General features: G+C 62.3%; 22 protein-coding genes. 9 read left to right on the forward strand and 13 right to left on the reverse strand.

Annotated elements, in window-relative coordinates:
* Positions 1-151 precede the first annotated feature (151 nt).
* A complete protein-coding gene (locus UP06_RS00660; RefSeq protein ID WP_044999732.1) occupies positions 152-964 on the forward strand; it encodes a class I SAM-dependent methyltransferase in 813 nt (270 codons plus the stop codon).
* On the opposite strand, the gene UP06_RS00665 is transcribed toward UP06_RS00660, so the two are convergent.
* Complete coding sequence (locus UP06_RS00665) at positions 948-1,208, reverse strand: DUF1427 family protein (RefSeq protein ID WP_044999734.1); 261 nt, start codon at positions 1,206-1,208, stop codon at positions 948-950. The genes UP06_RS00660 and UP06_RS00665 overlap by 17 nt on opposite strands.
* A gap of 10 nt (positions 1,209-1,218) precedes the next feature.
* The gene (locus UP06_RS00670; RefSeq protein ID WP_044999735.1) at positions 1,219-2,187 is read right to left on the reverse strand and encodes a quinone oxidoreductase family protein; all 969 of its coding nucleotides are present in this window, start codon (positions 2,185-2,187) and stop codon (positions 1,219-1,221) included.
* 34 nt (positions 2,188-2,221) lie between these two features.
* Between UP06_RS00670 and UP06_RS00675 the strand changes: the two genes are divergently transcribed.
* A complete protein-coding gene (locus tag UP06_RS00675; protein WP_197087090.1) occupies positions 2,222-3,196 on the forward strand; it encodes a LysR family transcriptional regulator in 975 nt (324 codons plus the stop codon).
* Between the two features lie 58 nt (positions 3,197-3,254).
* Here UP06_RS00675 and UP06_RS00680 read toward each other — a convergent pair whose 3' ends face one another.
* Positions 3,255-4,823, reverse strand: a complete 1,569-nt coding sequence (locus tag UP06_RS00680) for a L,D-transpeptidase (RefSeq protein ID WP_044999737.1) — start codon at positions 4,821-4,823, stop codon at positions 3,255-3,257.
* A 338-nt stretch (positions 4,824-5,161) separates the two neighbouring features.
* Between UP06_RS00680 and UP06_RS00685 the strand changes: the two genes are divergently transcribed.
* Positions 5,162-5,341 (forward strand): hypothetical protein, encoded by a 180-nt coding sequence (locus tag UP06_RS00685; RefSeq protein WP_044999738.1) that lies wholly within the window; start codon positions 5,162-5,164, stop codon positions 5,339-5,341.
* A gap of 130 nt (positions 5,342-5,471) precedes the next feature.
* Positions 5,472-6,524 (forward strand): phosphate ABC transporter substrate-binding protein PstS, encoded by a 1,053-nt coding sequence (gene pstS / locus UP06_RS00690; RefSeq protein ID WP_044999739.1) that lies wholly within the window; start codon positions 5,472-5,474, stop codon positions 6,522-6,524.
* 17 nt (positions 6,525-6,541) lie between these two features.
* Here pstS and UP06_RS00695 read toward each other — a convergent pair whose 3' ends face one another.
* The 8 genes from UP06_RS00695 to UP06_RS00730 all read right to left on the reverse strand — a co-directional run bounded on the left by UP06_RS00695 (position 6,542) and on the right by UP06_RS00730 (position 15,546).
* On the reverse strand, positions 6,542-7,735 hold the full coding sequence (locus tag UP06_RS00695; RefSeq protein WP_044999740.1) for a CaiB/BaiF CoA transferase family protein: 1,194 nt from the start codon (positions 7,733-7,735) through the stop codon (positions 6,542-6,544).
* A 44-nt stretch (positions 7,736-7,779) separates the two neighbouring features.
* Positions 7,780-8,991 (reverse strand): ABC transporter substrate-binding protein, encoded by a 1,212-nt coding sequence (locus UP06_RS00700; protein ID WP_044999795.1) that lies wholly within the window; start codon positions 8,989-8,991, stop codon positions 7,780-7,782.
* A gap of 216 nt (positions 8,992-9,207) precedes the next feature.
* Complete coding sequence (locus tag UP06_RS00705; protein ID WP_044999742.1) at positions 9,208-9,903, reverse strand: ABC transporter ATP-binding protein; 696 nt, start codon at positions 9,901-9,903, stop codon at positions 9,208-9,210.
* On the reverse strand, positions 9,903-10,673 hold the full coding sequence (locus UP06_RS00710) for an ABC transporter ATP-binding protein (RefSeq protein ID WP_044999744.1): 771 nt from the start codon (positions 10,671-10,673) through the stop codon (positions 9,903-9,905). Before UP06_RS00710 ends, UP06_RS00705 begins: the two co-directional genes overlap by 1 nt.
* A complete protein-coding gene (locus tag UP06_RS00715; RefSeq protein ID WP_044999746.1) occupies positions 10,670-11,956 on the reverse strand; it encodes a branched-chain amino acid ABC transporter permease in 1,287 nt (428 codons plus the stop codon). The genes UP06_RS00710 and UP06_RS00715 overlap by 4 nt, the downstream gene beginning before the upstream one ends.
* Entirely contained in the window at positions 11,953-12,900 is a 948-nt protein-coding gene (locus UP06_RS00720) for a branched-chain amino acid ABC transporter permease (protein WP_044999747.1), read from the reverse strand. Before UP06_RS00720 ends, UP06_RS00715 begins: the two co-directional genes overlap by 4 nt.
* Positions 12,901-13,020: 120 nt before the next feature.
* Positions 13,021-14,253: a branched-chain amino acid ABC transporter substrate-binding protein gene (locus UP06_RS00725; protein ID WP_044999748.1), complete on the reverse strand. Its 1,233-nt coding sequence runs from the start codon at positions 14,251-14,253 to the stop codon at positions 13,021-13,023.
* A 252-nt stretch (positions 14,254-14,505) separates the two neighbouring features.
* Positions 14,506-15,546 (reverse strand): fatty acid desaturase, encoded by a 1,041-nt coding sequence (locus tag UP06_RS00730; protein ID WP_044999751.1) that lies wholly within the window; start codon positions 15,544-15,546, stop codon positions 14,506-14,508.
* A 326-nt stretch (positions 15,547-15,872) separates the two neighbouring features.
* Between UP06_RS00730 and UP06_RS39530 the strand changes: the two genes are divergently transcribed.
* The 3 genes from UP06_RS39530 to UP06_RS00740 all read left to right on the forward strand — a co-directional run bounded on the left by UP06_RS39530 (position 15,873) and on the right by UP06_RS00740 (position 17,588).
* Positions 15,873-16,070: a hypothetical protein gene (locus UP06_RS39530; protein WP_082078760.1), complete on the forward strand. Its 198-nt coding sequence runs from the start codon at positions 15,873-15,875 to the stop codon at positions 16,068-16,070.
* 444 nt (positions 16,071-16,514) lie between these two features.
* Positions 16,515-17,195, forward strand: a complete 681-nt coding sequence (locus UP06_RS00735) for a Crp/Fnr family transcriptional regulator (RefSeq protein ID WP_044999752.1) — start codon at positions 16,515-16,517, stop codon at positions 17,193-17,195.
* Between the two features lie 165 nt (positions 17,196-17,360).
* Positions 17,361-17,588, forward strand: a complete 228-nt coding sequence (locus UP06_RS00740) for a hypothetical protein (protein WP_044999755.1) — start codon at positions 17,361-17,363, stop codon at positions 17,586-17,588.
* Positions 17,589-17,637: 49 nt separating this feature from the next.
* Here the strand turns inward: UP06_RS00740 and UP06_RS00745 are convergent, their stop codons facing one another.
* Entirely contained in the window at positions 17,638-19,074 is a 1,437-nt protein-coding gene (locus UP06_RS00745) for a lipopolysaccharide biosynthesis protein (protein WP_044999756.1), read from the reverse strand.
* A gap of 275 nt (positions 19,075-19,349) precedes the next feature.
* Here UP06_RS00745 and UP06_RS00750 point away from each other — a divergent pair, with 275 nt between their 5' ends.
* Both UP06_RS00750 and UP06_RS00755 read left to right on the forward strand, forming a co-directional pair.
* Complete coding sequence (locus tag UP06_RS00750; RefSeq protein ID WP_044999757.1) at positions 19,350-20,447, forward strand: glycosyltransferase; 1,098 nt, start codon at positions 19,350-19,352, stop codon at positions 20,445-20,447.
* Between the two features lie 78 nt (positions 20,448-20,525).
* Positions 20,526-21,593: an endo-1,4-beta-xylanase gene (locus UP06_RS00755; RefSeq protein ID WP_050031514.1), complete on the forward strand. Its 1,068-nt coding sequence runs from the start codon at positions 20,526-20,528 to the stop codon at positions 21,591-21,593.
* Positions 21,594-21,609: 16 nt separating this feature from the next.
* Here the strand turns inward: UP06_RS00755 and UP06_RS00760 are convergent, their stop codons facing one another.
* The gene (locus tag UP06_RS00760; protein WP_044999759.1) at positions 21,610-22,560 is read right to left on the reverse strand and encodes a DUF6492 family protein; all 951 of its coding nucleotides are present in this window, start codon (positions 22,558-22,560) and stop codon (positions 21,610-21,612) included.
* Positions 22,561-22,653: the final 93 nt, after the last annotated feature.

Genomic DNA, 22,653 nt, shown 5'->3' on the forward strand with positions numbered 1-22,653 from the left:
ATTGTGGCGAGCGAGCGGCCACGCCGTCGTCCCACAATTACTGACGGTGGTTATGGGTCCTGGCGTTCGCCAGGACAATGCTGGGGAAGGACGGCACGCGGCCTATCCGTGATAGCATACCCCGTCCTGCCCAGATTTCAGCGAGGCAAGCATGTCCGCAACCGACAAGGTCTTCGCCGGCTCGATTCCGAAGCTTTACGACGAGTATCTCGTCCCGCTGATCTTTTCCGTTTATGCCGACGACATCGCAAGGCGCGTCGCGGCGCTCTCTCCCACGGTGCTACTCGAGACGGCGGCGGGCACCGGCGCGGTGACACGCGCTGTTGCGGCTGCGCTGCCGCGCGACGTCCGTTACATTGCAACGGACCTCAACGAGCCGATGCTCGCCGTCGCGGCGCAGCGTCAGGGCGAGGACGATCGCATCTCATGGCGCCAGGCTGATGCCACCGCCCTGCCCTTCGACGATGCCACGTTCGACGTGGTCTGCTGCCAGTTCGGCGCCATGTTCTTTCCGGACCGCATCAAGGGTTACGCGGAGGCGAAGCGGGTGCTGCGGCCGGATGGCGCGTTTGTGTTCAATGTCTGGGACCGCATCGAGGACAATGTGTTCGCGCATGACGCGACGATCGCGCTCGGCAAGATGTTTCCCGATGATCCGCCCCGCTTCATGGCGCGGACGCCGCACGGCTATCACGACAAGACCGCCATCAAGGCCGATCTGGAACAAGCAGGGTTCGGCCACATATCGATCGAAACGCTTTCTGCGGTGAGCCGCGCGCCAACGCCCGACTACGTCGCAATTGCCTACTGCCAGGGGACGCCGCTGCGGAGCGAGATCGAGGCAAGGGATGCAGGCAAGCTTCAGGCTGCAACTGAGGCCGTCGCCGAGGCGATCCGAATGCGCCACGGACCCGGACCGGTCGAAGCTGGAATTCAGGCCCTGGTGATCACAGCGCGTCCGTAGTTGGTTTCGGCATTTGATCGGATACTACACCGCGCGGTTTCTGAACATCGTTGGGCGCCTGCCGCACTGGTGCATCGCTCTGTACGAAATGAACTCGCGCCGCTTTGATTGCCTGTTCTCCCAGCACCATTCCCAGCAGACCGACCAACGCGATCAATGGAGGGGCTGGCGAGCGAACCTGGACGAGGCCGTAGGCGACGCCGACGGCCGCACCCATCAGCAGGGAGACCATATATCCGGTCATCGTCACCCTCCTATTGCTGGGGCCGGAGCACGACGCGACCTGTCCATCCCGTTGCGACCTTGCGATACGCCTCCTGGGCTTCAGCGAGCCCACAGGTTTCCGTGATCGGTGCCGCGCGGTAGTCGCCGGCGGCGAACCCCGGTGTCAGCGCATCAAGCACCTGCGCTGACGCCGCAAGATCGCGCTTGAGCGTATCCACCCCGAACAATCGGCTTTCGTTGTGGTAGAAATCGGCGAGGTCAAAGCCGACTTCGCGTTGACCGGTCGCGGAGATTTCAACGAGCCTCCCCCGCAGAGCCAGGCTGTTGACCGCACTGCGGAACATCACGCCACCGACGAGATCGAACACGACATCGGCGCCCTTGCCGCCCGTGGCCGCGCGAATCGCCGCGGGCAGATCCTTTGGATCGATCAACAGTTTCTCCGCGATGGCGTGGATCGGCGCGTCCTGGTGCGGCGCATGCCTATCGACACCAATCACGCGAGCGCCGAGGCGCTTGGCGATCTGCGCCGCGGCGCCACCGACGCCTCCGCCGGCACCGATCAGAACCATCGTCTCGTCCGCCTCCAGGCCGGCCGCCTCGATGCCGCACCACGCGGCGACGTAGTTGACACCGACAGACGCCGCCTGCTCGAAGCTGAGATTTTCCGGCTTGCGCCTGAGGCTCGCCAGCGGCACTGCAATAAACTCTGCATGGGTGCCATCGCGAGTGAAGCCGGTATCGCCGCCAGTGCCCCAGACCGCGGCACCACGCCATTCAACGGGTCCCGTCTCGACCACACCTGCATAATCCCGACCCGGGATACGCGGCAGCGTCGTCTGGCTCATGGCCCCAGCCACGTTCTTGACATCACTGGGATTGATGGACGCTGCGATGACCCGCACCAGCGCGGCGTCGTTGCCGACAACCGGCTTTGCGACCTCCGTCAATTTCAGAACCGAGGGATCGCCAAAGGCTTCGAATTGTATTGCACGCATGATCTAGCTCCTCGCTTTGATGGCCAGAAAATGTGTGATCACACGCGCGCCGGAAAGTGGTGCGAAAGCATGCTATGTTTCCGATAGATGGAAACATAAGGGTATTATCTTGACGGATAGCATTGGGGATATTGAGCTATTTTGTACGGTCGTTGAAGCGCGCGGAATCTCCGCGGGCGCCACGGCGTTGCGTTCCTCGCCTCCGGCGACCAGCCGCCGTCTGGCCGCGCTGGAAAACCGCCTTGGCGTGCGCCTCGCCGAACGCAACGCGCGACGGTTTCGGCTGACCGAAGAGGGGGCGCTGTTCTACGAGCACTGCCGCAGGCTTCTTGCGACGATGCGCGACGTGGAAGCGGAGGTTTCCGCGCGAGGCGCGGCCGCCCGCGGGCTCTTGAAGGTCGGAGCACCGATGGAGCTTGGCCGACGGCGGATCGCACCATTGCTTGCGGAATTTGCGGCGCGGCATCCGGGGCTCGAAGCCCATCTGGTTCTGTCCGACGCCGGCCTCGAAGTCGGGCAGGATGGAATTGACGTCGCGCTTCGCGTTGATCGGCCCGACAATCCGGCGGTCATGACGCGCAAGATCGCCTCGACGCGGCGCGTGCTCTGCGCAGCGCCGTCCTATCTGACGGCGCGCGGCACGCCCAAGAGGCCCGCGGATCTGGCGGATCACGATTGCCTGCGCCTCGCCCGCCGACACCACTTGCACGATCGCTGGCGCTTTCACACGGAGCACGGTGTGGAGGAGATCGCGGTCGGCGGTCATCTCTCCAGCAGCAGCGGTGACGTGCTGCACGGCTGGGCTCTGGAAGGGCGCGGCCTTTCGTCAGAGGCCCTTTGGGACGTGGCTGAGGACCTGCAAGCCGGGCGGCTCGTTGCGTGCCTCACCGAATATTCATGCGACGAGATCGAACTATTCGCCACGTTTCAGCCCGGCCATCCGGTAGCGCCGCGCGTCCGCCTGTTCGTAGATTTCATGGCGGCCTCCCGTCTAAGCCAGTCGTCGTAGCCGCGCGGCTTCTGCGATCGATCGGCTGAACTGCGAGGCCAACGATGCGGCCCGCGTCCTACCAGAAGCTCCGCTGCATCGGCTGCGCCGGTTGATAGTACTGGTACTGACCGCCGCGCTGCCGGCGCGGATTGACCGGTTGTGGCGCCGGATCGCGCTGCCCAAAGAAGAAGCCGAAGCCGTTGCCGCCATTGCCCCAGCCATCGTCGCTGGCAATTTCCATCGGCGGCGCGGTCGGCTTGCGCGTGATGAAGCCACCCTGGGGATGGTTGCTCAAGACCGCGACGAACTCGGTTCGGTAGTTGGTCTCGGCGCTCAGAGGCTCGTCCGAGATGATGATCGAGGACCGCGGCAATGCGGTCGGCCCGATACGATCGATGATCTCCTGCGGGATGGTGACGCGGTCGAGTGCGTCCTTGGCGTTGTCGCCCTCGTCGATCGTGACGACGCTCCAGCGCAGGCCCGTGTCGTTCTTCGCCATCGCCGTGAAGATGTGGGTGCCGAGCGGCTGGTCGGGATTGCGGATGGTGACGGGAACCTCGATGCTGGTGTCGAACACCTCGCCACCGCCGTCCGGCGCCGGCTTATGGGTGTTGCGACGGACGTAGAGCTTCTGGGTCGAGCGGCTGATGTAGACCGAGACCGGTTCGAGTGCGAGCTTTGCGTCAGTCGACGCTTTGACAGCATCGGTCTTCTTGGTCGCGGCGGCCTTGGCGGCATCCTTGGTTGCGGCAACTGCATCGCGCTTCGGCTGCGCGGCGGCCTTGGCGGCGTCCAACTGAGTCGCCGCATCCGCGGCCTTGGTTGCGGCCTTCTGCTTCAGCTCGTCGGCCTTGGCTTTGGCCTGGTCGTTCTTGGCATTCGCAACCAGCTTGTCGGCATAGGCGTTCTCGGCGTCGGCGCGGGCCTTCTGCTGCTCGAGCTTGCGCAGCGACGCCGGGAGCGATTGCGCTTCTTTCGCCGCCGCGGCAGCAGCCTTCTTGGTTTCGTCGGCCGCCCTGGTGGCCTCCTCGGCCTCGGCTGCGAGTTTGCCGATACGGCCGGGAGCCGCAGCAATGGCCTCCTTATTCGGCACGAACAGCGAAGGATGCGAAAAGTCGACCGGAGCGGCGTCGTTCGGCGAGATGATCACCCGCATCCCGATATTGGTCTTCTCGAACAGCCCCTCGGCGAAGTTGAAGGGCATCCGCACGCAGCCGTGCGAGGCCGCGTAGCCGGGCAGCGGTCCGCCGTGCAGCGCGATGCCGTTCCAGGTGATGCGCTGCATGTTCGGCATCCAGGCATCGTCATACATGGTCGAGTGGTGGTCCTTGTCCTTCTCGACGACGGCGAAAACACCGGCCGGCGTCTCGCGCCCCGTGGTTCCGGTCGAAACCGGCGCACGCAGGATCCAGCCCTCGGCGTCATAGAAGGTGACCTGCTGGCTCTTGATCGACACGACCGCCATGATCGGCTCGCCGGCTTCGCGCGGCGCAACTGCCTCGGCGGTCTGGCGCGGCTGCTTCGCAGCCATCGCACCTGTGCTCAGCGCGGTCAGCGCAGCCACTGCCGCGAACATCACAATTCCGGGAGGCCCCCAACGCCGCATCGTTTCCTTGGATTGCGCCGTCGTCAGTCGGTCTTTCATGCCATACCCCGGTTGCCTGTCAGCACTTGCGTCGATCATCGGTCAGATTGCGATCTTTGGATTAAGAAATCGCAGCCACCATCCGTTCCGTATCCGGCGATTTTCGGTCCGTACCAGTGACAAATCTCTCATATACGACGGCTCGCGCGGGCGGAAGGGCGACCGGGGACTGAAGCTGGTGGCTGAGAGGCTGGCCAGGGGCTGGCGGACCTGCGCGGCAGAATGTCCGCCTTCGGAGGCGACGCGGACAGGATGTGACCGGAATCACAGAGAATTGCGTTAGACCGCGGCAACCTTGGCCCTAACCTCTGTGAGGCGGCCTATCGGAGGATGAGCAGGTGTCCTCAATTCTCTCGCAGATTGCTTCGGTCGTGGCTGGCCTCGCGCTGCTCACCACCGGCTTCATCGTCTTTCCCGAAAACTATAGAAGAAGTCTCGCGAAAGGCCTGGCCATCTCGATCTCGCTTGCCGTGCTCGCGGCTGTTCTGATCACGGTGGCACGCAACCTTGGTTCTTGAAGGGGGCAGGCGTTTTCAGTCACGGCGGGCTGACATCACGTTGCAGCCAAACCAGATGGTTCTGATATCCATTACATTTTTGTGACGTAGGCCACATAGGCCTCCGGCTCATGCTGCTAATTTCGCATGCATGATGAAACATCTCAGGCTACCGATCGTCCTCACCGCCCTGGTCGTCGCGACGCAAAGCTTCGCCGCCGAGACCACGGGTGCAGGCTCAACCTTCGTTTCGCCCGTGATGGCGAAATGGATCGACGCCTACAAGGCAAAGACCGGCAACACCGTCAGCTATCAGGCGGTGGGATCGAGCATCGGCGTCGGCTTGATCAAGAAGGCCACTGTCGATTTCGGCGCCACCGACATGCCGCTTGATCCTAAGGAGCTGGAGAAGCTCGGCATGATCCAGTTTCCGATCGTGATCGGTGGCGTCGTTCCGGTCGTCAACATCGACGGCGTCAAGCCGGGCCAGATTCACTTCACCGGCGAGGTGCTCGCGGGCATCTATCTCGGCAAGCTCAAATCCTGGAATGATCCGGCCATTCGCGCGATCAATCCCGACCTAAAGCTGCCGAATGCGCCGATCACCGTCGTTCATCGCATCGACGGCTCCGGCACGACGTTCAACTGGTCGAACTATCTCTCCAAGGTTAGCCCGCAATGGAAGACGAGTGTTGGCGAAGGCACGGCTGTCGAGTGGCCGGTCGGCGTGGGCGGAAGGGGCAATGACGGCGTCGCCTCGCTCGTCGGTCTCGTGCCCGGCTCGATCGGATACCTCGAATATGCCTATGCGCTGCAACGGCTCGACAAGATCTCGTTCGGCGTGGTGCAGAACAGCGCCGGCAATTTCGTCGTCCCCGACGCCGCATCGTTCCAGGCGGCTGCCTCGAGCGCGGACTGGAAAGCGGAAAAGGATTTCCACCTGGTTCTCACCAACGCGCCCGGCGAGGATGCCTACCCGATCACGGCGACGACCTTTGTGTTGATGCCGATCAAGCCGAAATCGCCGGAGAGATCGGCGGCAGCCATCGACTTCGTGCGCTGGTCGCTGGACAACGGAAAATCGCAGGCCGAAACGCTCAATTACGTTCCGTTGCCGGCCGCCCTGATCCAACAGGTCGAGCAGTACTGGCAGCAGAGCTTTGAGGCGACAACCGTAACGGCGTCGGCGATCGGCAAACGCTGACGCCAGAGCGGCGCGCCTTAGGGCGCGCCAACTGCCTTGTTCGCAACGAGCGTCTCGATTTCACCCTCGCTCAGGCCCGCTTCGCGCAGCACCTCGCGCGAATGCTCACCGAGGCGCGGCGGCATGCGATGGATGCCGGCGGGGCTTTCGGAAAATTTCGTTGCGGGGCGGGCCTGCCGGATGCGGCCTTCGGTCGGATGATCGATATCCGCAAACAACCCGACGGCGGCGAGATGCGGCTGCTCGCCAATCTCGGTGAGCCGGGCGAAGGCCGTGTGCGGCACGTCCAGCCGCAGCAGCAATTCCTCCCACTCGGCCGTGGTGCGGGTCGGTCCGATCTCGCTCATGCGATCGTAGATTTTGTCGATATTCTGGGAGCGCAGCACGGGATCGCGCACGCCGAGCTCGTCGCTTAGTTCAGGACGGCCAACGGCCTCGAAGAAGGCGCACCAATTGTCCCCGGAATAGGGCAGCATCGTCAGCCAGCCGTCCTTGGTCTTCACCGGACGCCGGTTCTTCATCCGCTTGTATCCGGTCGGGCCGATCGGAGGATCGAAGGCGTGCCCGCCCAGCATCTCGATGCTGTTGAAGCCCGCGATCGTCTCCAGCATCGGCACTTCGACCATCTGGCCCTGTCCGGTGCGCTCGCGCCGGAACAAGGCCGCGGACACCGCGCCGACCATGGCCATGGCGCAAATCTTGTCACCGATCAGGCTGGGGACGAATTGCGGCTCCTCATCCGATCCGATCGATGATGCCAGGCCCGAGGCGGCCTGGATGATCTCGTCGAAGGCCGGGCGTGCCGCCCATGGACCGTCCTGGCCGAAGCCGGTCGCGGCGGCGTAGATCAGCCGCGGATTGAGCTTTGCGCAGTCCCCGTAACCGAAGCCGAGCCGCGCCATCGCTGCGGGGCGCACATTGGTGACGAGCGCATCGACCGTCGGGATCAACTTTGCCAACACCGCCTTGCCGTCGGGATGCTTGAGATCGAGCGCGAGGCTGCGCTTGTTGCGATTGACCGCCATGAACTGGCCGCTCATGCCGCGGTTTCGAAACACGCCGGTGTAGCGCCAATTGTCACCCGACGGCGGCTCCACCTTGATGACGTCGGCGCCCCAATCGCCGAGCATTTGCGCGGCATAGGGACCGAACAGCACGCTCGTCAGATCGAGAACGCGGATGCCGCTGAGAGGACCGGTCGGTGTCGTCATGTCTACACTGTGGCTGGAGGAAGCTATCAATCGATATCTGGATGTTATTCGCCGATGACGTCGCCGAACAGCTCCCAGGACTTTCCGTTGAAGCGCGCCATCTGCAATTGCCGGATCGGCGTGACCTGCTCGGCCGAGGTGTTGAGCCTGATGCCCGGCAGCAGCATCGGCAACTCGACGTCCTTGAAAGACTGCGCCTGCTTCATCAAATTGGCGCGCGTGAGGTCATTGCCGGCGCGTTGCAGCACCAGCTCCATCATCTGCGCCATGGTGTAGCCGGTAACATTGAAGATATCGGCGGGGTCCGCACCCGCATTGTAGGTCTTCATCCATTCACGCCAGGCCTTCATGCCGGCATCATCCGCCCAGCGCGGATCGCCGGGATCCTTCTGGAACGCGCCGGTGACGATGCCGACGGCATTCTCGAGCCCGGCAGGGATCAGCACGGAGCCGACGGAATTGGAGACAGCCGGAAGAATGATCTGCGGCTTCCAGCCGAGCTCGGCGGCCTTCTTGATCGCCTGCGCCGCGAATTTCGGCGTGCACTCGTTGAACAGCACGTCGGCCCCCGCGGCCTTAAACTTGACAATCTGGGAGTCGACCGTCGGATCGGTCGTCTCGTAAACGGCTTCCGACACGATCTGGCTGACGTGCTCGCCGAGCCCTTCCTTGAAGCCTGCGAGATAGTCGCGCCCCGGATCCTCGTCCGGCGTGATGACGGCGATCTTGGCGTCGGGCTTGTTCGCCAGGATCCACTTGGCGTAGACGCGCCCCTCGGTTCTGTAGGTCGGCTGCGAGCCGGTGGTCCAGGGGAAATGCTGCGGATCATTCCAGCGGCTGGCGCCACTCGACGGGAACAACTGCGGGATCTTCTTGGCATTGAGATATTTTTGCGCAGCGATGTTTGGGCCGGTGCCGAGCATCGAGAACATCGCGAAGACTTCGTCGCTCTCGGCAAGGCGCCGCACCTGCTCGACCGTCTTCGCCGGCGAGTAGGCGTCGTCCATGCTGAGGAGCTCAACCTTGCGGCCGTTGATGCCGCCCTTCTCGTTGAGCATCTTGAAGTAGGCGATTTCAGCGCGGCCGATCGCGGAATAGGCGGACGCCGGCCCGGAATAGGGCATGGTCTGGCCGAGCTTGATCGAGGTATCGGTCGCGCCGGTGTCGTAATTTCCGGCGCGAGCTGCCGAGGCAGCGCCCAGGACGGCAAGCAGAGCGACAGCTCCGCCGATGAGCTTGAATGTCTGACCGAGCATGCGCGGCATCTCCTTCCCTGGCAGAGTGCGTCGACGCGTGGCCCCACAGGCCGCCGTCAACATCCTCCACTTCTGTTCTTGGTTATCATCGGCCGCATCGCACGCGATGGCGGCGAGGCAGACGATACCTTGATTATGGGGCGTGAGATGTAGCGCAGAATACAGATACGTATGCGCGAGCCGCAGCCGTTCACGACCACGTCACCAGAGGTGACGTCAGACCTCGAGCCATTCCTGCCGTACGGCGGCATTCGCCTTGAGCTCGTCCGGCGTGCCTTCGAACACGACGCGGCCGTGACCCATGATATAGACGCGCTTGGAGATCCGCATCGCGATCGACAGCTTCTGCTCGACGAGCAAAATCGCCACGCCGGCCTGTGCGATGCGGGCAATGAGATCGCCGACCTGCTGCACGATCAACGGCGCCAGCCCCTCGGTCGGCTCGTCGATCATGATGAGGTCGGGATCGCCCATCAGCGTGCGGCATGTGGTGAGCATCTGTTTCTCGCCGCCGGACAGCACACCCGCGGCCGTATCGGCGCGCGCGGCGAGATTGGGGAACATGTCGAGCATGTCCTGAAGCCGCCATTTGCCGGGCCGGCGCGTGTCCTTGACACCGAGCAGCAGGTTCTGCCGAACCGTCAGACTCGGGAAGATGTCGCGATGCTCGGGCACGTAGCCGAGGCCGAGATGCGCGATCTTGTAGCTGGGCAGACCAGCGATATCCTTGCCCTTGAAGCGGATCGTGCCTTGCGGGGCGACCTCGCCCATGATCGCCTTGACCGTGGTAGAGCGGCCGACGCCGTTGCGGCCGAGCAGGCTCACGACCTCGCCTGCGGCGACATCGAGGTCGACGCCCTGGAGGATGTGGCTCTTGCCGTAATAGGCGTGGAGATTCCTGACCTCGAGCATCAGTGCGCTTCCTCGCCGAGATAGGCTTCCTTGACCTTCGGATCGCGGCGGATTTCTTCCGGCGTGCCCGACGCGATGATGTGGCCGTAAACCAGAACCGAGATGCGGTCCGCGAGCCCGAACACGACGCTCATGTCGTGCTCGACGATCACCAGGGTCTTGCCCTCGGTCAAGCGCCGGATCAGCGACACCGCGCGGTCGGTTTCGGCGTGGCTCATGCCGGCGGTCGGCTCGTCGAGCATGACGACGGTGGCGCCGCTCGCGATGGTGATGCCGATCTCGAGTTCGCGCTGCTCGGCGTAGGTCAGGAGACCGGCCGGAACATCCCGCCGATGAGTCAGATGGATGTCGTCGAGGATCTGAGCGGTGCGCTCGCGCACCTCAGGCAGGCTGTCGACGTTCTTCCAGAAGGCGTAGCGGTGGCCGGTCGCCCACAGCACGGCGCAGCGCACGTTCTCCCAGACCGACATGCGGGCGAACACGTTGGTGACCTGGAACGAGCGCGACAGGCCGCGCCGGTTGATCTCGAACGGCTGCAGGCCGGAGATCAAATCGCCATTGAGCCTCACCTCGCCCGAGGTCGGCTTGATATGACCGCTGATCAGATTGAACGTCGTCGACTTGCCGGCGCCGTTCGGGCCGATGATGGCATGCCGCTCGCCTTGCGCGACGCTGAGGTTGAGGTCGCGGATGATGCCGACATTGCCAAAGCGCTTTTCGACGGCGTGGACTTCGATCGCTGGGCTCTTTCCAGATACCGCTCCGCTCATGCCAGATACCCCCGATCACGGGCAACCGTGGCGGCGCGGTCCCACGCCTCCGCAATCCGCCGCCAGGTCAGCCGCGCGACGAACGCGCCGCCGACAACGAGAACCGCTGCGGTGAGCCACGTCATCGGCGAGGTCGGATTGAAGGGAATGCCGAAGAGATTGATGGGGTCTCCGCCGGAATAGCGCGCGACCGTTTCGATGGTCAAGATCACGCCGCAAGCCAACGCGACCGTCGGCACGATCGCGACGAGATAGGACGGGATCACCGTCCACAACGTCCCGGCGCGGATCAGCGGCCGATGCATCATCAGAAGACCTGCAATTCCGCCCGGCGCATACATCACAATCCCGATGAAGATGATGCCGAAATAGAGCTGCCATGCCGTGGTGAGGTTGGTCAGCCCGAGCTGGAGATAGGTGACCAGGATCGCGCCGAGGATTGGACCAAAGAAAAAAGCGGTGCCGCCGATGAAGGTGGAGAACAGCACCAGACCGGACTGGATCGCACCGAGCAGCGCGGAGTTCGCGATCTCGAAATTGATCGCGGTCAGGCCGCCGGCGACGCCTGCGAAAAACCCGGCAAAGCAATAAGCGAGGTAGCGGACGACGTGAGGATCGTAGCCGATGAACTGGACACGCTCGGGATTGTCGCGGACGGCATTGCTGATCCGCCCCAGCGGCGTCCGGGTCAGGGCGTACATCGCGATGGCTGATAGCACCAACCAGAAGGAGATCAGATAATAGACCTGAAGCTGCGGCCCGAACGACCAGCCGAGCATCTTCGGCAGCGCGGTGCGGTCCGTCGTGATGCCGGACTCTCCGCCGAACACGGAGCGCAGGATCAGCGAGGAGGACGCCACCAATTCACCGATGCCGAGTGAGATCATCGCAAACACCGTGCCGGCTCGCTTGGTCATGACCCAGCCGATGATCATTGCGAAGACGAGGCCGCCGATACCGCCGAACAGCGGAATGAACGGGAGCGGGATCGGCCAGCCGCGCGACACCACCGCATTCATCATGTGGCAAGCCGCGAAGCCGCCAAGGCCGTAGTGAACCGCATGGCCGAACGACAGCAGGCCGGTCTGGCCGAGCAAGATGTTGTAGGACAGCGCAAAGACGATCGCGATGCCGATCAGGCTGAAGGACGTCAGCGAGCCGCCCGACGAGAACACCTGCGGCAGGACGATCAGCGCGGCGATGCCGATCAGCCAGATACCGTAGAAGCGCAGATTTTCACCCGCGGGTTTTGCTGTGACGCTCGATGTTGTTGCAGCGGTCATGACTCGCGCGTCCCCATCAGGCCCATGGGGCGAACGATCAGAATGAGCACCAGCAGCATATAGGGAACGATCGGCGCGACCTGCGCGATCGTGACGTTCCAGATATCGGTGAGGACAGACGGTCCCGTCGATGGATCGAGCGGGCCGAAGGCGCTCGCCAGCGAGCCATCGAGTGCCACCGCAAAGGTCTGCACCAGTCCGATCACGAGCGATGCGATGAAGGCGCCCGGCAAAGAGCCGAGGCCGCCGAACACGATGACCACGAACAGGATGGGCCCGAGCGAAGCCGCCATGTCCGATTGCGTCACCAGAGCGGGGCCGGCGATGACGCCGGCAAGCCCGGCCAGCGCGCTACCGACGCCGAACACCACCATGAACACGCGCCCGACATTGTGACCGAGATGGCCCACCATATGAGGATGGGTGAGCGCAGCCTGGACGATGAGGCCGACGCGGGTGCGTTTGAGCACGAGCAGCAGCGCCACGAAGATCACGACCGAGATCGCCAGCATGAAGATCTTGTAGGCGGGATAGTTGGTCGAGAAGATCGTGAAGGCCGGGAAGTCGAGCAGCGCCGGCACGCGATAGTCGAGCGGGCTCTTGCCCCAGATCATCGACACGATCTCTTCGATCGCAAAAGCCAAGCCGAACGTCAGCAGCAGCTCGGCGACATGGCCGTGCTTGTGGGTGTTGCGCAGGCCATAGCGCTCGACCGCCATGCCGATGGCGCCGACCAGCAGCGGCGCCAGCACCAGCGCCGGCCAGAAGCCGATCCACTTCGTGAGCTGGAAGCCGAAGAAGGCGCCGAGCATGTAGAAGCTGGCATGGGCGAAGTTGAGCACGCCCATCATGCTGAAGATGACGGTCAGACCGCTCGACAGCAGGAAGAGCAGCATGCCGAACAACACGCCGTTCAGGGTTGAAATGACAATGAGTTCAAGCACAGCGCACTCATGAATGTCCGGGGCCGAATGGCCCCGGTGAACATCGCCCAATCGATCAAATGCATTCCGGCCGCCCTCCCGCGACCGATGACGGTCGCGGAAAGGCGACGTACCCCGTGATTACGGCCGCGTCATCTTGCAGGTCGTGGAGACCATGGCCTGCGGCGTATCGATCCTGGAGACCAGATGCCAGCCCCAACCGGTGCTCTCCTCGTCGAACGGCTCGCTCTCGGTCAGCTTGCCGAAGGAGGAGATGTAGATCGGCTGCAGGAACTGGTGATCGTCCTTGCGCATGATGCCGGTGCCGCCATCCAGCACCTCGAACTTCAGGTCCTCGAGCGCCGCCGCCACCTTCACGGGGTCGATCGAGTTGGCCTTCTCGGCAGCCGCCTTGAACATGCGCATCTCGTTGACCGCGCGCGGGTACCACAGCGACAAATTGACCTTGGCGCGGAACGCCTTCTCGTAGTCCATCGCGGCCTTGTTGCCGGAGTTGGCAAAGCCTTCGGTGATCTGGAAGACCTGCTGGTCAAGACCGGTCTGCTTGATCGCGGTCGGGCCGCCGGCGCCGCCGGCGTAATAAGTGTACCAATTGACCTTCAGGCCGGCGTCGGCCGCAGCCTTGAGCAGCAGCGCAAAATCCTGGCCCCAGTTACCGGTGACGACGCTGTCGGCGCCCGACGCCTTGATCTTCGCAATATAAGGCGAGAAATCCGTGACCTTCAGCAGCGGGTGCAGCTCATCGCCGACGATCTGGATGTCGGGCCGCTTGGCCCCAAGCATCTTGCGCGCGTCGGTTCGCACCGACTGGCCGAACGAATAATCCTGGTTGATCAGGTACACCTTCTTAATGGAGGCGGTGTCCTTCATGTAGTTGGTGAGCGCTTCCATCTTGATGTCGGAGCTGGCATCCCAGCGGAAATGCCAGTAGCTGCACTTCTCGTTGGTCAAGCTCGGATCGACGGCGGCGTAGTTGAAGTACAGGACTTCCTTGCCGGGATTGCGCGTGTTGTTCTTGGTGACGAAGTCCGAGAGCGCCGCGCCGACGGACGAGCCATTTCCTTGCGTGATGTAGTGGACCCCGGCATCGATCGCCTTCTGGGCCTGCACCAGGCTCTCTTGCGGATTGGTCTTGTTATCGAGCGGGACGATCTCGATCTTGTGGCCGAGAATGCCGCCCTTGGCGTTGAGCTCATCGGCCAGATATTGGAATGTCTTTAAACCACCCTCGCCGACGCTGGCGCCGCCGCCGGAAAGCGGATCGATGTAGCCGATCTTGATGGTGTCCTCGGCCGACGCTGCATGACCGAGCATCGGAGCGATCACGGCAATGGCCAAAGTGAGCTTGCGCATTATTTTGTTTCCTCGCTGAATTTCGACTTTAGTCGATAGATGCATGCGCATATTGCTGCGCAATTTCAAACCCATACTGAGCAGAACGAGCTTTGATTGACAAGCTCGGCAAGGCATGGCTTCGGCCGCCGCTACGGCAAAATGTAAGGCCGACTGTCCATCCCGTTCGCAGAAATTTCCGTGATGAGAAATAGAACACCAGCCGGAACGCAGAGGCCTCGCGCGACCATCCGGGCTGGCGCCGGCTGGAGGCTACGACAGCCCGCGACCGCCGGCAGATCGGGCTTGGACCCGAGCCCGCGCCTCTCCAAAGGAGACGAGCTGCAGCCGCTCTTCATCCCACAAAACCAGTCGCACAGACCGCAGACTCTGGAGCAGGGTCATTCGTCCGACGCCAGCGAGTTGCGGATAGTCCCGCAACACGTCCGGCAATCGATAGCAGGGAATCCGACTGCACAAATGATGGATGTGGTGGATACCGATATTTGCCGTGAACCATCGCAAGACGACCGGCAAGTGGTAATGGGAACTGCCATGCAGTGCAGCTTCGTGAAAACTCCAGTCTTTGCCATGGGACCAGTACGTGTCCTCGAACTGGTGCTGGACGTAGAACAGCCAGACACCGATCGACGCCGCCAGAACCATGATCGGCAAATGCACAAGCAGGAATGGCCCATAGCCGACCAGCCGGATCATCGCCACGACGAGAACCGCAATGGCGGTATTCGTGCCCATGGTACTCAGCCAGGGCTTCCAGCCGCCACGCATCAACCCCACCGGCAATCGATGCTTCAAGACGAACAGGTACGTGGGACCTACGCCAAACATCACCATGGGATGCCGATAGAGGCGATATCGCATCCGACGCCAGCGCGACTGCGCAAGAAACTCCCGCACGGTCAATGTATCGATGTCGCCCAGGCCCCTATGATCGAGGTTGCCGGAGCTCGCATGATGGCGCGCATGGTTATGTCGCCAATAATCGTATGGCGTCAGGGTCATGACACCGATGGCTCGGCCGACCCAATCATTCGCAACGCGGCTGCGAAAGAACGAGCCGTGTCCGCAATCGTGCTGGATCATGAAGAGGCGCACCAGCAAGCCAGCCGCGGGCACCTCAAGCAGCAGGCCAGCCCAATAGCCATGGTCAAGAGCATTTTGGATCAGCGCCCAGATGATCAGGAACGGCACTGCCGTGATCACCAGCTCAAAAACCCCGCGCGCGCTGTCGGGTTCGCGATAACGGGCGAGCAATCGCGGCAATGCGCGGATTTCCGGCAGCCTTTGGCTCATATCTGGTTTGCTTCCGAGCAGGCCCGCCCAAGACGGCATGGTTCTCGCGCACGGACGCCTTCGGCAGCGGCTCTGAGGTCGCGCGCCCCACGCACCGCCATATTGATCCGTGCGAGGATGTCTTGCTGAGCAATATTGCTCAGTCCAAGATCCAACATTCACTCGCGAATTTGCCAGACCGCAGGCAATTTTCCGGAATATGAGCAATATTGACCAGTGGATGACACGGGACTACGGCATGCTCACGCCGTCGCAGCCAGCGGATCGGCCGCCAGCGGCAGCAGCTTCGCGTACGGCATACCCCGCCATATGGGCAGGAGCATCACATGTCCGAGGTCTACGCTCGTCCGGAACCGTCGCTGATTCCGATACCGCGGCCACTCTGCCCGATGTGCCAACGTCGCATGACGCTGATCCGCATCGGATTGGGTTGCAGCGATCCAGATATGCGAGTCTTCGAATGCTCCAACTGCGGTCAGGTCTATGGACGACCAGCTGACGATCCGATCAAATCGGCCAGGTGAATCGGAACGCTCGACGAAGTGGCCCCAGCACGGGGGTGCGAACAGGGCCGCCATTCATCGGATATAGTGAGTGGGCATTACATCCGGTCGCCATCATCAAGCGACCGCAGCAATGTTGGTTCCAGCGGGTCACACAGCGAAAACTGCTCAGATACCGGTCGTTTGAACAGCGCACGGCTTGCTGCCAAGTGTGGACCATTGCTTCGCCGAACCTGAGCACTTCTGCTCTGTGACAACGCGCAACCGATAGGTTCATTGGGACCGGCATCGGACGATCGCACGGCACTGCGCGGACGTGCGCCGCATTGCGAGCCTGTCGAAACAGCCACTCCAATTCGCCGGTTCGGATGCCAGACGGGTCGGAGGTCAGAAGCAAGATTTGGCTAACGGACCCAGCACCGGGCCTGCTAAACTGAGTATTCCCCATCAGGCTTTCACGACTTCATGGCAAAAGCGCCGAAAAGCTCATTTGATCCAAAAATCTTTCTCGCCATGGTCGGCGAGGGCAAAGCCATATTGAAATTTGACAAGAGCCAGGTGGTGTTTTCGCAAGGCGACGCCGCAGATACCGTTTTCTATATCCAGCAGGGGAAGATCAAGGTTCTCGTCGTCTCCGAGCAGGGCAAGGAAGCGGTGGTCGGAATCATGGAGCCCGGACAATTCTTCGGCGAAGGTTGCCTGAACGGACATCCCTTGCGAATTTCGACAACGGTGGCGATGGAGCAATGTGTGATCACTTCCATCGCAAAATCCGCGATGCTTGCGGCACTCAAAAGCGAACCGAAGTTTTCCGAGTTGTTTATGGGCTACCTTCTCAGTCGAAACAGCCGCATCGAGGAAGACCTGATCGACCAATTGTTCAATTCCAGCGAGAAGCGGCTTGCGCGTCTCCTGCTGCTGTTGGCAAATTTTGGAAAGGAAGGTGTCCCTCAGCCCATCGCAGTGCAGATCAGCCAGGAGACGCTCGCTGAGATGATCGGGACAACCCGCTCGCGTGTCAGCTTTTTCATGAACAAGTTTCGCAAACTCGGCTTCATCAGCTACAACGGCAAGATCGAGGTTCACAATTCGCTCCTGAACGCGGTCTTGTATGACAAGCCTGAGATCGTGAGAAACGACGACTGAGGCATTAGGACGCAAGGGTCGAATCGGCTCGAGCGGTCTCCCGCGCATTGCGGAACATCAAGCGCGCCGTCGGGTTGCCAACAAGGGCCGTCGGCCCCGACGCGATGCGGGGATAGCGGCCTCGGAACCAGCGACCTCTATTCTATAACGATACAAAGGCACCCAATGAAAAAGACCATCACGCCAGCAGACGAGAATGAGCCGAGAATCGTTCAAAGGGCTGATGTGGCGCCAACAGATGGATTCTCGCTGGTGGTCGACGGTCAGTTCAAGGCGCATTACGACGACGGAAATGCCGCGCAAGAAGCTGGCGCCGAGCTGTTGGGCAGGTTTCCAATGTTGCAGGTCCTGATCTACGATGCTGCCACCAGGACGAGATCCCCGCTGCAATAGTTCTCGGCAAATGTTCAGCGTGGGGCATTCGGTAGGGCGGAAACCGCCCCTAAACGCCCAGCGCCTTGCGGTTGAACGTCCGTAGGAAGCGCAGCGACAGCGTCCGCACGTTCGCAACATTCAGCAGCCACGCTGCGGCGGCGTAAGCAAGGCCGCCCGCAACACTCACGACGATCAACGACACGAGGGCGGTGCCGCCGACCGCCGAGCGTGCAATGAGGATCGCGGCCGCCATCGCTGCGGCCGACACGCCGACGCCGGCAAGCCGGTTGAAATCGAACGGCACCGGATGGGCGCGATGCATCAGAACGACGGCGACGACGAAGCCAATCGCCTCGGTCGCAAGCGTCGCGAGCGCCGCACCGTAGAGGCCGTAGCCTGCCACCAGCGCGAACATCAATGCCACGCTCACGACCAGGATGAGGAACGATTGCGCCGCCAGCATGAAGGGGCGCTCGGCGAGCTGAAAACTGATCTGCACATAGAACTGGTTGGCGATCCCGAAGAAGCGGGCGAGCACCAAAATCGGCAGCAGCGCCGACACGCCGGCGCGGAAATCGATGCCGACGAGCGTGCCGGCGACCTGGTCCGCCGCGAGCGCAAGCCAAACGGCAACTGGCGCCACGACGACGAGCAACAGTTCGAAGCTCTCGGATAGACGCTCGCGGGTCGCATCCGCGCTCTTCTCCGACAGCGATCGGAACACGAGCGGCACGGTCGCCGCGGCGACGCTCGAGGCGATCATCACCATGAACTGGCGCGGCAGATCCGCGGCGACGCCAAAGATGCCGGCGGCGTCCTTGCCGAGCAGCCAGGCGACGATGAGACGATCGCAGGTAGAGTACAGCGCGACCGAAAGACCGGCCAGCGTCAGCGGCAGGCCATAGCGCGCCAGTTGCATGAACTGGCTGCGCTGGAAGCGCGCGATCTTCGTGCGATCGCCGACGAGATTCAGGATGATACCGCTCAGCGAGCCCAGGCCGAACGCCGCGAGCAAGCCCATTCCGCCCCAGCCGAGCCAGATCCCGAGCAGGCCAAAGCCGACGCTCGCCAGGCTCCGCACGATCGAGATTGTGGCGAACCGGTAGGGGCGTAGCTTGGCGCGTTCGAACTCCTGTCCGACATCGACCGCATTCGACATGATCGCGACGAACATGCTGGCGAGCAGCAATTCAATGCTGACGTCGCTGCGAAACAGGAAGACCAGTGGCGTTGCAGCGCACATGGCGGCGACCGTCAGCGCGAAGGCGGCCATCGCCGTGCCGCGAAAATCCACCTCCGCCGACATCGCCTGATAGCGCGACACCGACAGCTTGATCCAGGCAAAGAAGATCGCGCCCAAAATGCCGGCAATGCTGATGCCGACGACATAGACGCCATACTCAGCCGGGGTCAGCAGCCGCGTGTAGGCGGTGACCGCGAAGAAGCCCACCGCCGCAGGCAGGATGTAGGCGACCAGGTAGATCGAGAAATGGCGATTCAGCATGCGTGCACGGGACCGGCGGCCTTGCGATCGAGTGGCCGTTAATCAGTTGGACCTTGGCGTGACTATCGGAGGCTTGGCGATCGGACTGCGCCGCAGCATCCCCCAAGATAGTCACATAAGTCTGCAAATCGGCCCCCGAATGGGGCAGGCCCACCGGTTTCGCGCGTTAGCGTTAAATTTGCCCTTTCCTTGAACCTGAAGGCGCGATCACCGAAAAGAAACCATGATTTCAAGACTGGCGCCGGCCGTCTGTTTAATGCCTGGACGTAACTGACATGGACGTTGCCGAACGTATACGGACGACGTCGCCTGCGAGCGACCTTTCGGGCGACGCCGGCCGGCTCGCCACGCTGTCGCCTGCCGGTTCCAGGCACGGACGCGAGCGCATGGTCCTCAATCTCTTCTTCGAGGAGAGAGACGACCGCTGGTTTCCCGGCGACCGGCATGTGAGGCCGTGGCTCAGGCGTCTGCTCTACGGCAAGGCCCGGATGAGCGGCCAGCATCGCGTCTTTCTCAATCTGTGCGCCGGCCTCGACCGGCTTGGGATCCGCTACCGGGTCAACGACTACGGCCACATCCAAAAGCATCCGGAAGAGCTCGCCTGCATTATCGGCCGCCCTTTCGTGCTCGATTGGATTACGTGGAAGAATCCGATCCTGCTCGGTGTCGCAGCGTTCAATCACCCGATCGACGCCCCGGATCTGTTCCAGCGCCTTCCGGTCAAGACCGTTCTGGTTCCGAGCACCTGGTATGCGGACATGTGCAGGCCGGGATGGCCCAAAATCGAGGTCTGGCCGATCGGCATCGACACGGATGCGTGGAGGCCGTCATCGCCCGAGCAGAAAACCACCGACGTGCTGCTGTACGACAAGGTGCAATGGCAGCGCGAGCGCCATTCGGTCGAACTGGTCGCGCAAATCCGCTCACATCTTGCGGTGAACGGGCATTCGGTCGAGGAACTCCGCTATGGCAGCTACGAGGAAAGCGATTACCGGCGCGCGCTTTCGCGCTGCCGCGCCATGATCTTTCTTTGCCAGCATGAAAGCCAGGGCATCGCCTATCAGGAGGCGCTCGCCAGCGGCGTTCCTGTCTTCGCCTGGGACGGCGGCGGCGCCTGGCAGGATCCGGATTATTTCCCCCACAGAGTGACGTTCGAGGGCGTGTCCTCGGTGCCCTATTTCGACGCGCGCTGCGGCATGAAGTTCATCGACGCCGACAGCTTCAAGTCCAGCTGGAGCGCATTCTGGGAGCGCGCCGCAGCAGACGGCTTCTCGCCTCGCGATTACGTGATGGACAATCTCGCACTCGAGCAGCAGGCGCTGCGATATTACGAGATCGCCGAAAGCCTCGTGCAGCAGCGGCCGAACAGTTAACCCAATCGCTGGAAACCCCGGCGTCGCAAGGCACCGCTTGGTACGATGGCGCGTTGGTTCCGGAAGGACTACGGCCACGTGATCAAGCTCGACAGACGCGAATTTCTTCTCGGCAGCGCCGCGACGCTTGCGGCGGGCGCATCGGCGTCCGCGGTCCCTGCGGCAAAGCTTGCCCAGCGCCGCCAAGGCTTTGGCGCTGCGGCCACGCTGTGGGACCTGCAAGCCGATCCGCGGCTCGGCGAAGCCATCAGCACCTATTGCACGCAGGTCGTACCGGTGCTCGAGCTGAAATGGCCGATGCTGCGGCCGGATGCGCACACTTTTGCTTTCGAGCGCGCCGATGCGATCTTTGATTTCGCTCAGCAGAACGATCTGACCATGCGCGGCCACGCGCTCGCCTGGTATCACGACATTCCGGACTGGACCAAGCAGATCAAGGAAACGAAAGGCATCGAACGCGCCTTCGTCGACCACATCTCGACCGTGGTCTCCTACTACAAGGACAAGCTGACGTCGTGGGACGTCGTCAACGAACCGATCCCGGACAATCCCCGCGGTCCGAAAGACAGGCGAGACTCATTCTGGTCGCAAAATCTCGGCGATCGCTGGATTCCGCTGGCTTTCCGCACGGCCGCCGCAGCCGATCCTTACGTCAAGCTCGCGATCAACGAATACGACATCGAGTCGGCCAAGGACTCCTTCATTGCCAAGCGCGCAGCCTACCGCAACCTCATCATGGATCTGCTCGACCAGGGCGTTCCGCTTCACGCCGTGGGTCTTCAGTCGCATCTGCACGCGGAGCTCGAGATCGACACGCATGGGCTGGCGGAATTTGTCACCGAACTGCGGTCGTGGGGCCTGGAAGTCTACGTCACCGAGCTCGATGTCGACGACCAGAAGCTGACGGGTAATCCGGTGGAGCGCGACGCCATCGTCGCCAAACGCGTCGACGATCTCCTGACCGCGATCTCGACCAGCGGCCCGGTACGCTCGATCCTGACCTGGGGCCTCTCGGACCGCTATAGCTGGATCAACGGCACCTTCGCCCGCAAGGACAAGCAGCCGAACCGTCCTCTGCCGCTCGACGGCGAGTTCAAGCCCAAGCCGTTCATGGACGTCCTGACCAAATTCACGAAAGACGTGTAAGCGCGCCGTCCAGGATCTAACGCGTCTTGGGCGCCTCGAATGCAGCCGCATCTCCCATGTGATCGGGAGACAGGCTCGGGCCGCGCCGGTCGCGCGAGCTTAGTCGGAACACGTCGCGAATGTCGTCGATCGAGGTCGACGAATAGGACTGGATGCAGAGCGCGACCTGCTCGGGCGAAGCGGTGCCCATCAGCGCTTCGATGGCTGGGCGATCGAGGCGCGTGTCCTCCCAGTGCGAAACAGCAATGCTGTCTTCAGTGATCCGATGTATCGCCAAATGTTCCGACGAGTTCGCGACGAAGTTTCCGTAAAGCAGATACTCGGAGAATTTTTTCTTCCGGCACAACGCCAGAGCCCAGCTTAAGCCCGTCGCCGACTTGATGGCGTCAGTCATCGCGCGCGCGGTGTCCTTGTCCCAGACCAGCGCGTTTCCGACATAGTCGTCTGCCGGGAACGAGCGCTCCTTGATACCGAGAAGCTGATCGATCGTGCGGAGCCACAGGCCATGCAACGGGTGGTCGGCGTCGATCGCCTTAGGTGTCACAAACAGCGGCGTCTTCTCGGCGCCGGCATATTGGCTGACGTCGAATTCACGGAAGAACAGATTGTCCGAGTCCAGGATGCAGACCCGCTGCTCCGGCGCGTTGAGGACGCCGGCGATCTTCAGGATCTGCTGAATGTGCCAGCCATGCACCGGCGAGGACAACAGCGACAGCCAGACCCGGCGATTGCTGATAAACTGAAGCGCCGGCGGCAACGCCCAGAGCCATTTCGGCAGATAGCGCGAGGCCGGAACGATGACGCGCTTGTCGGAAGCAAACCGCTCGAACAGCGGCAAATCCTCATCGTTAACGAGAACATAATGCCGCGTGTATCCCGTCAACCAGGTGTCGATGCTCTCGCTGAGCAGCGAAAAGCGCTCGATATCCTTGGCATAGCTGGCAGTCAGCAGTGCAACGGAATGCATAATGCGTGCTCAAATGGCGACCGAACCGCAGTCATAGCCCCGCCGGGAGACGCTGGGAACTCACAATCCGAATCAAGGTAAAGCGAACCGAGA

Source organism: Bradyrhizobium sp. LTSP857 (assembly GCF_000938285.1).
GTDB lineage: Bacteria > Pseudomonadota > Alphaproteobacteria > Rhizobiales > Xanthobacteraceae > Bradyrhizobium.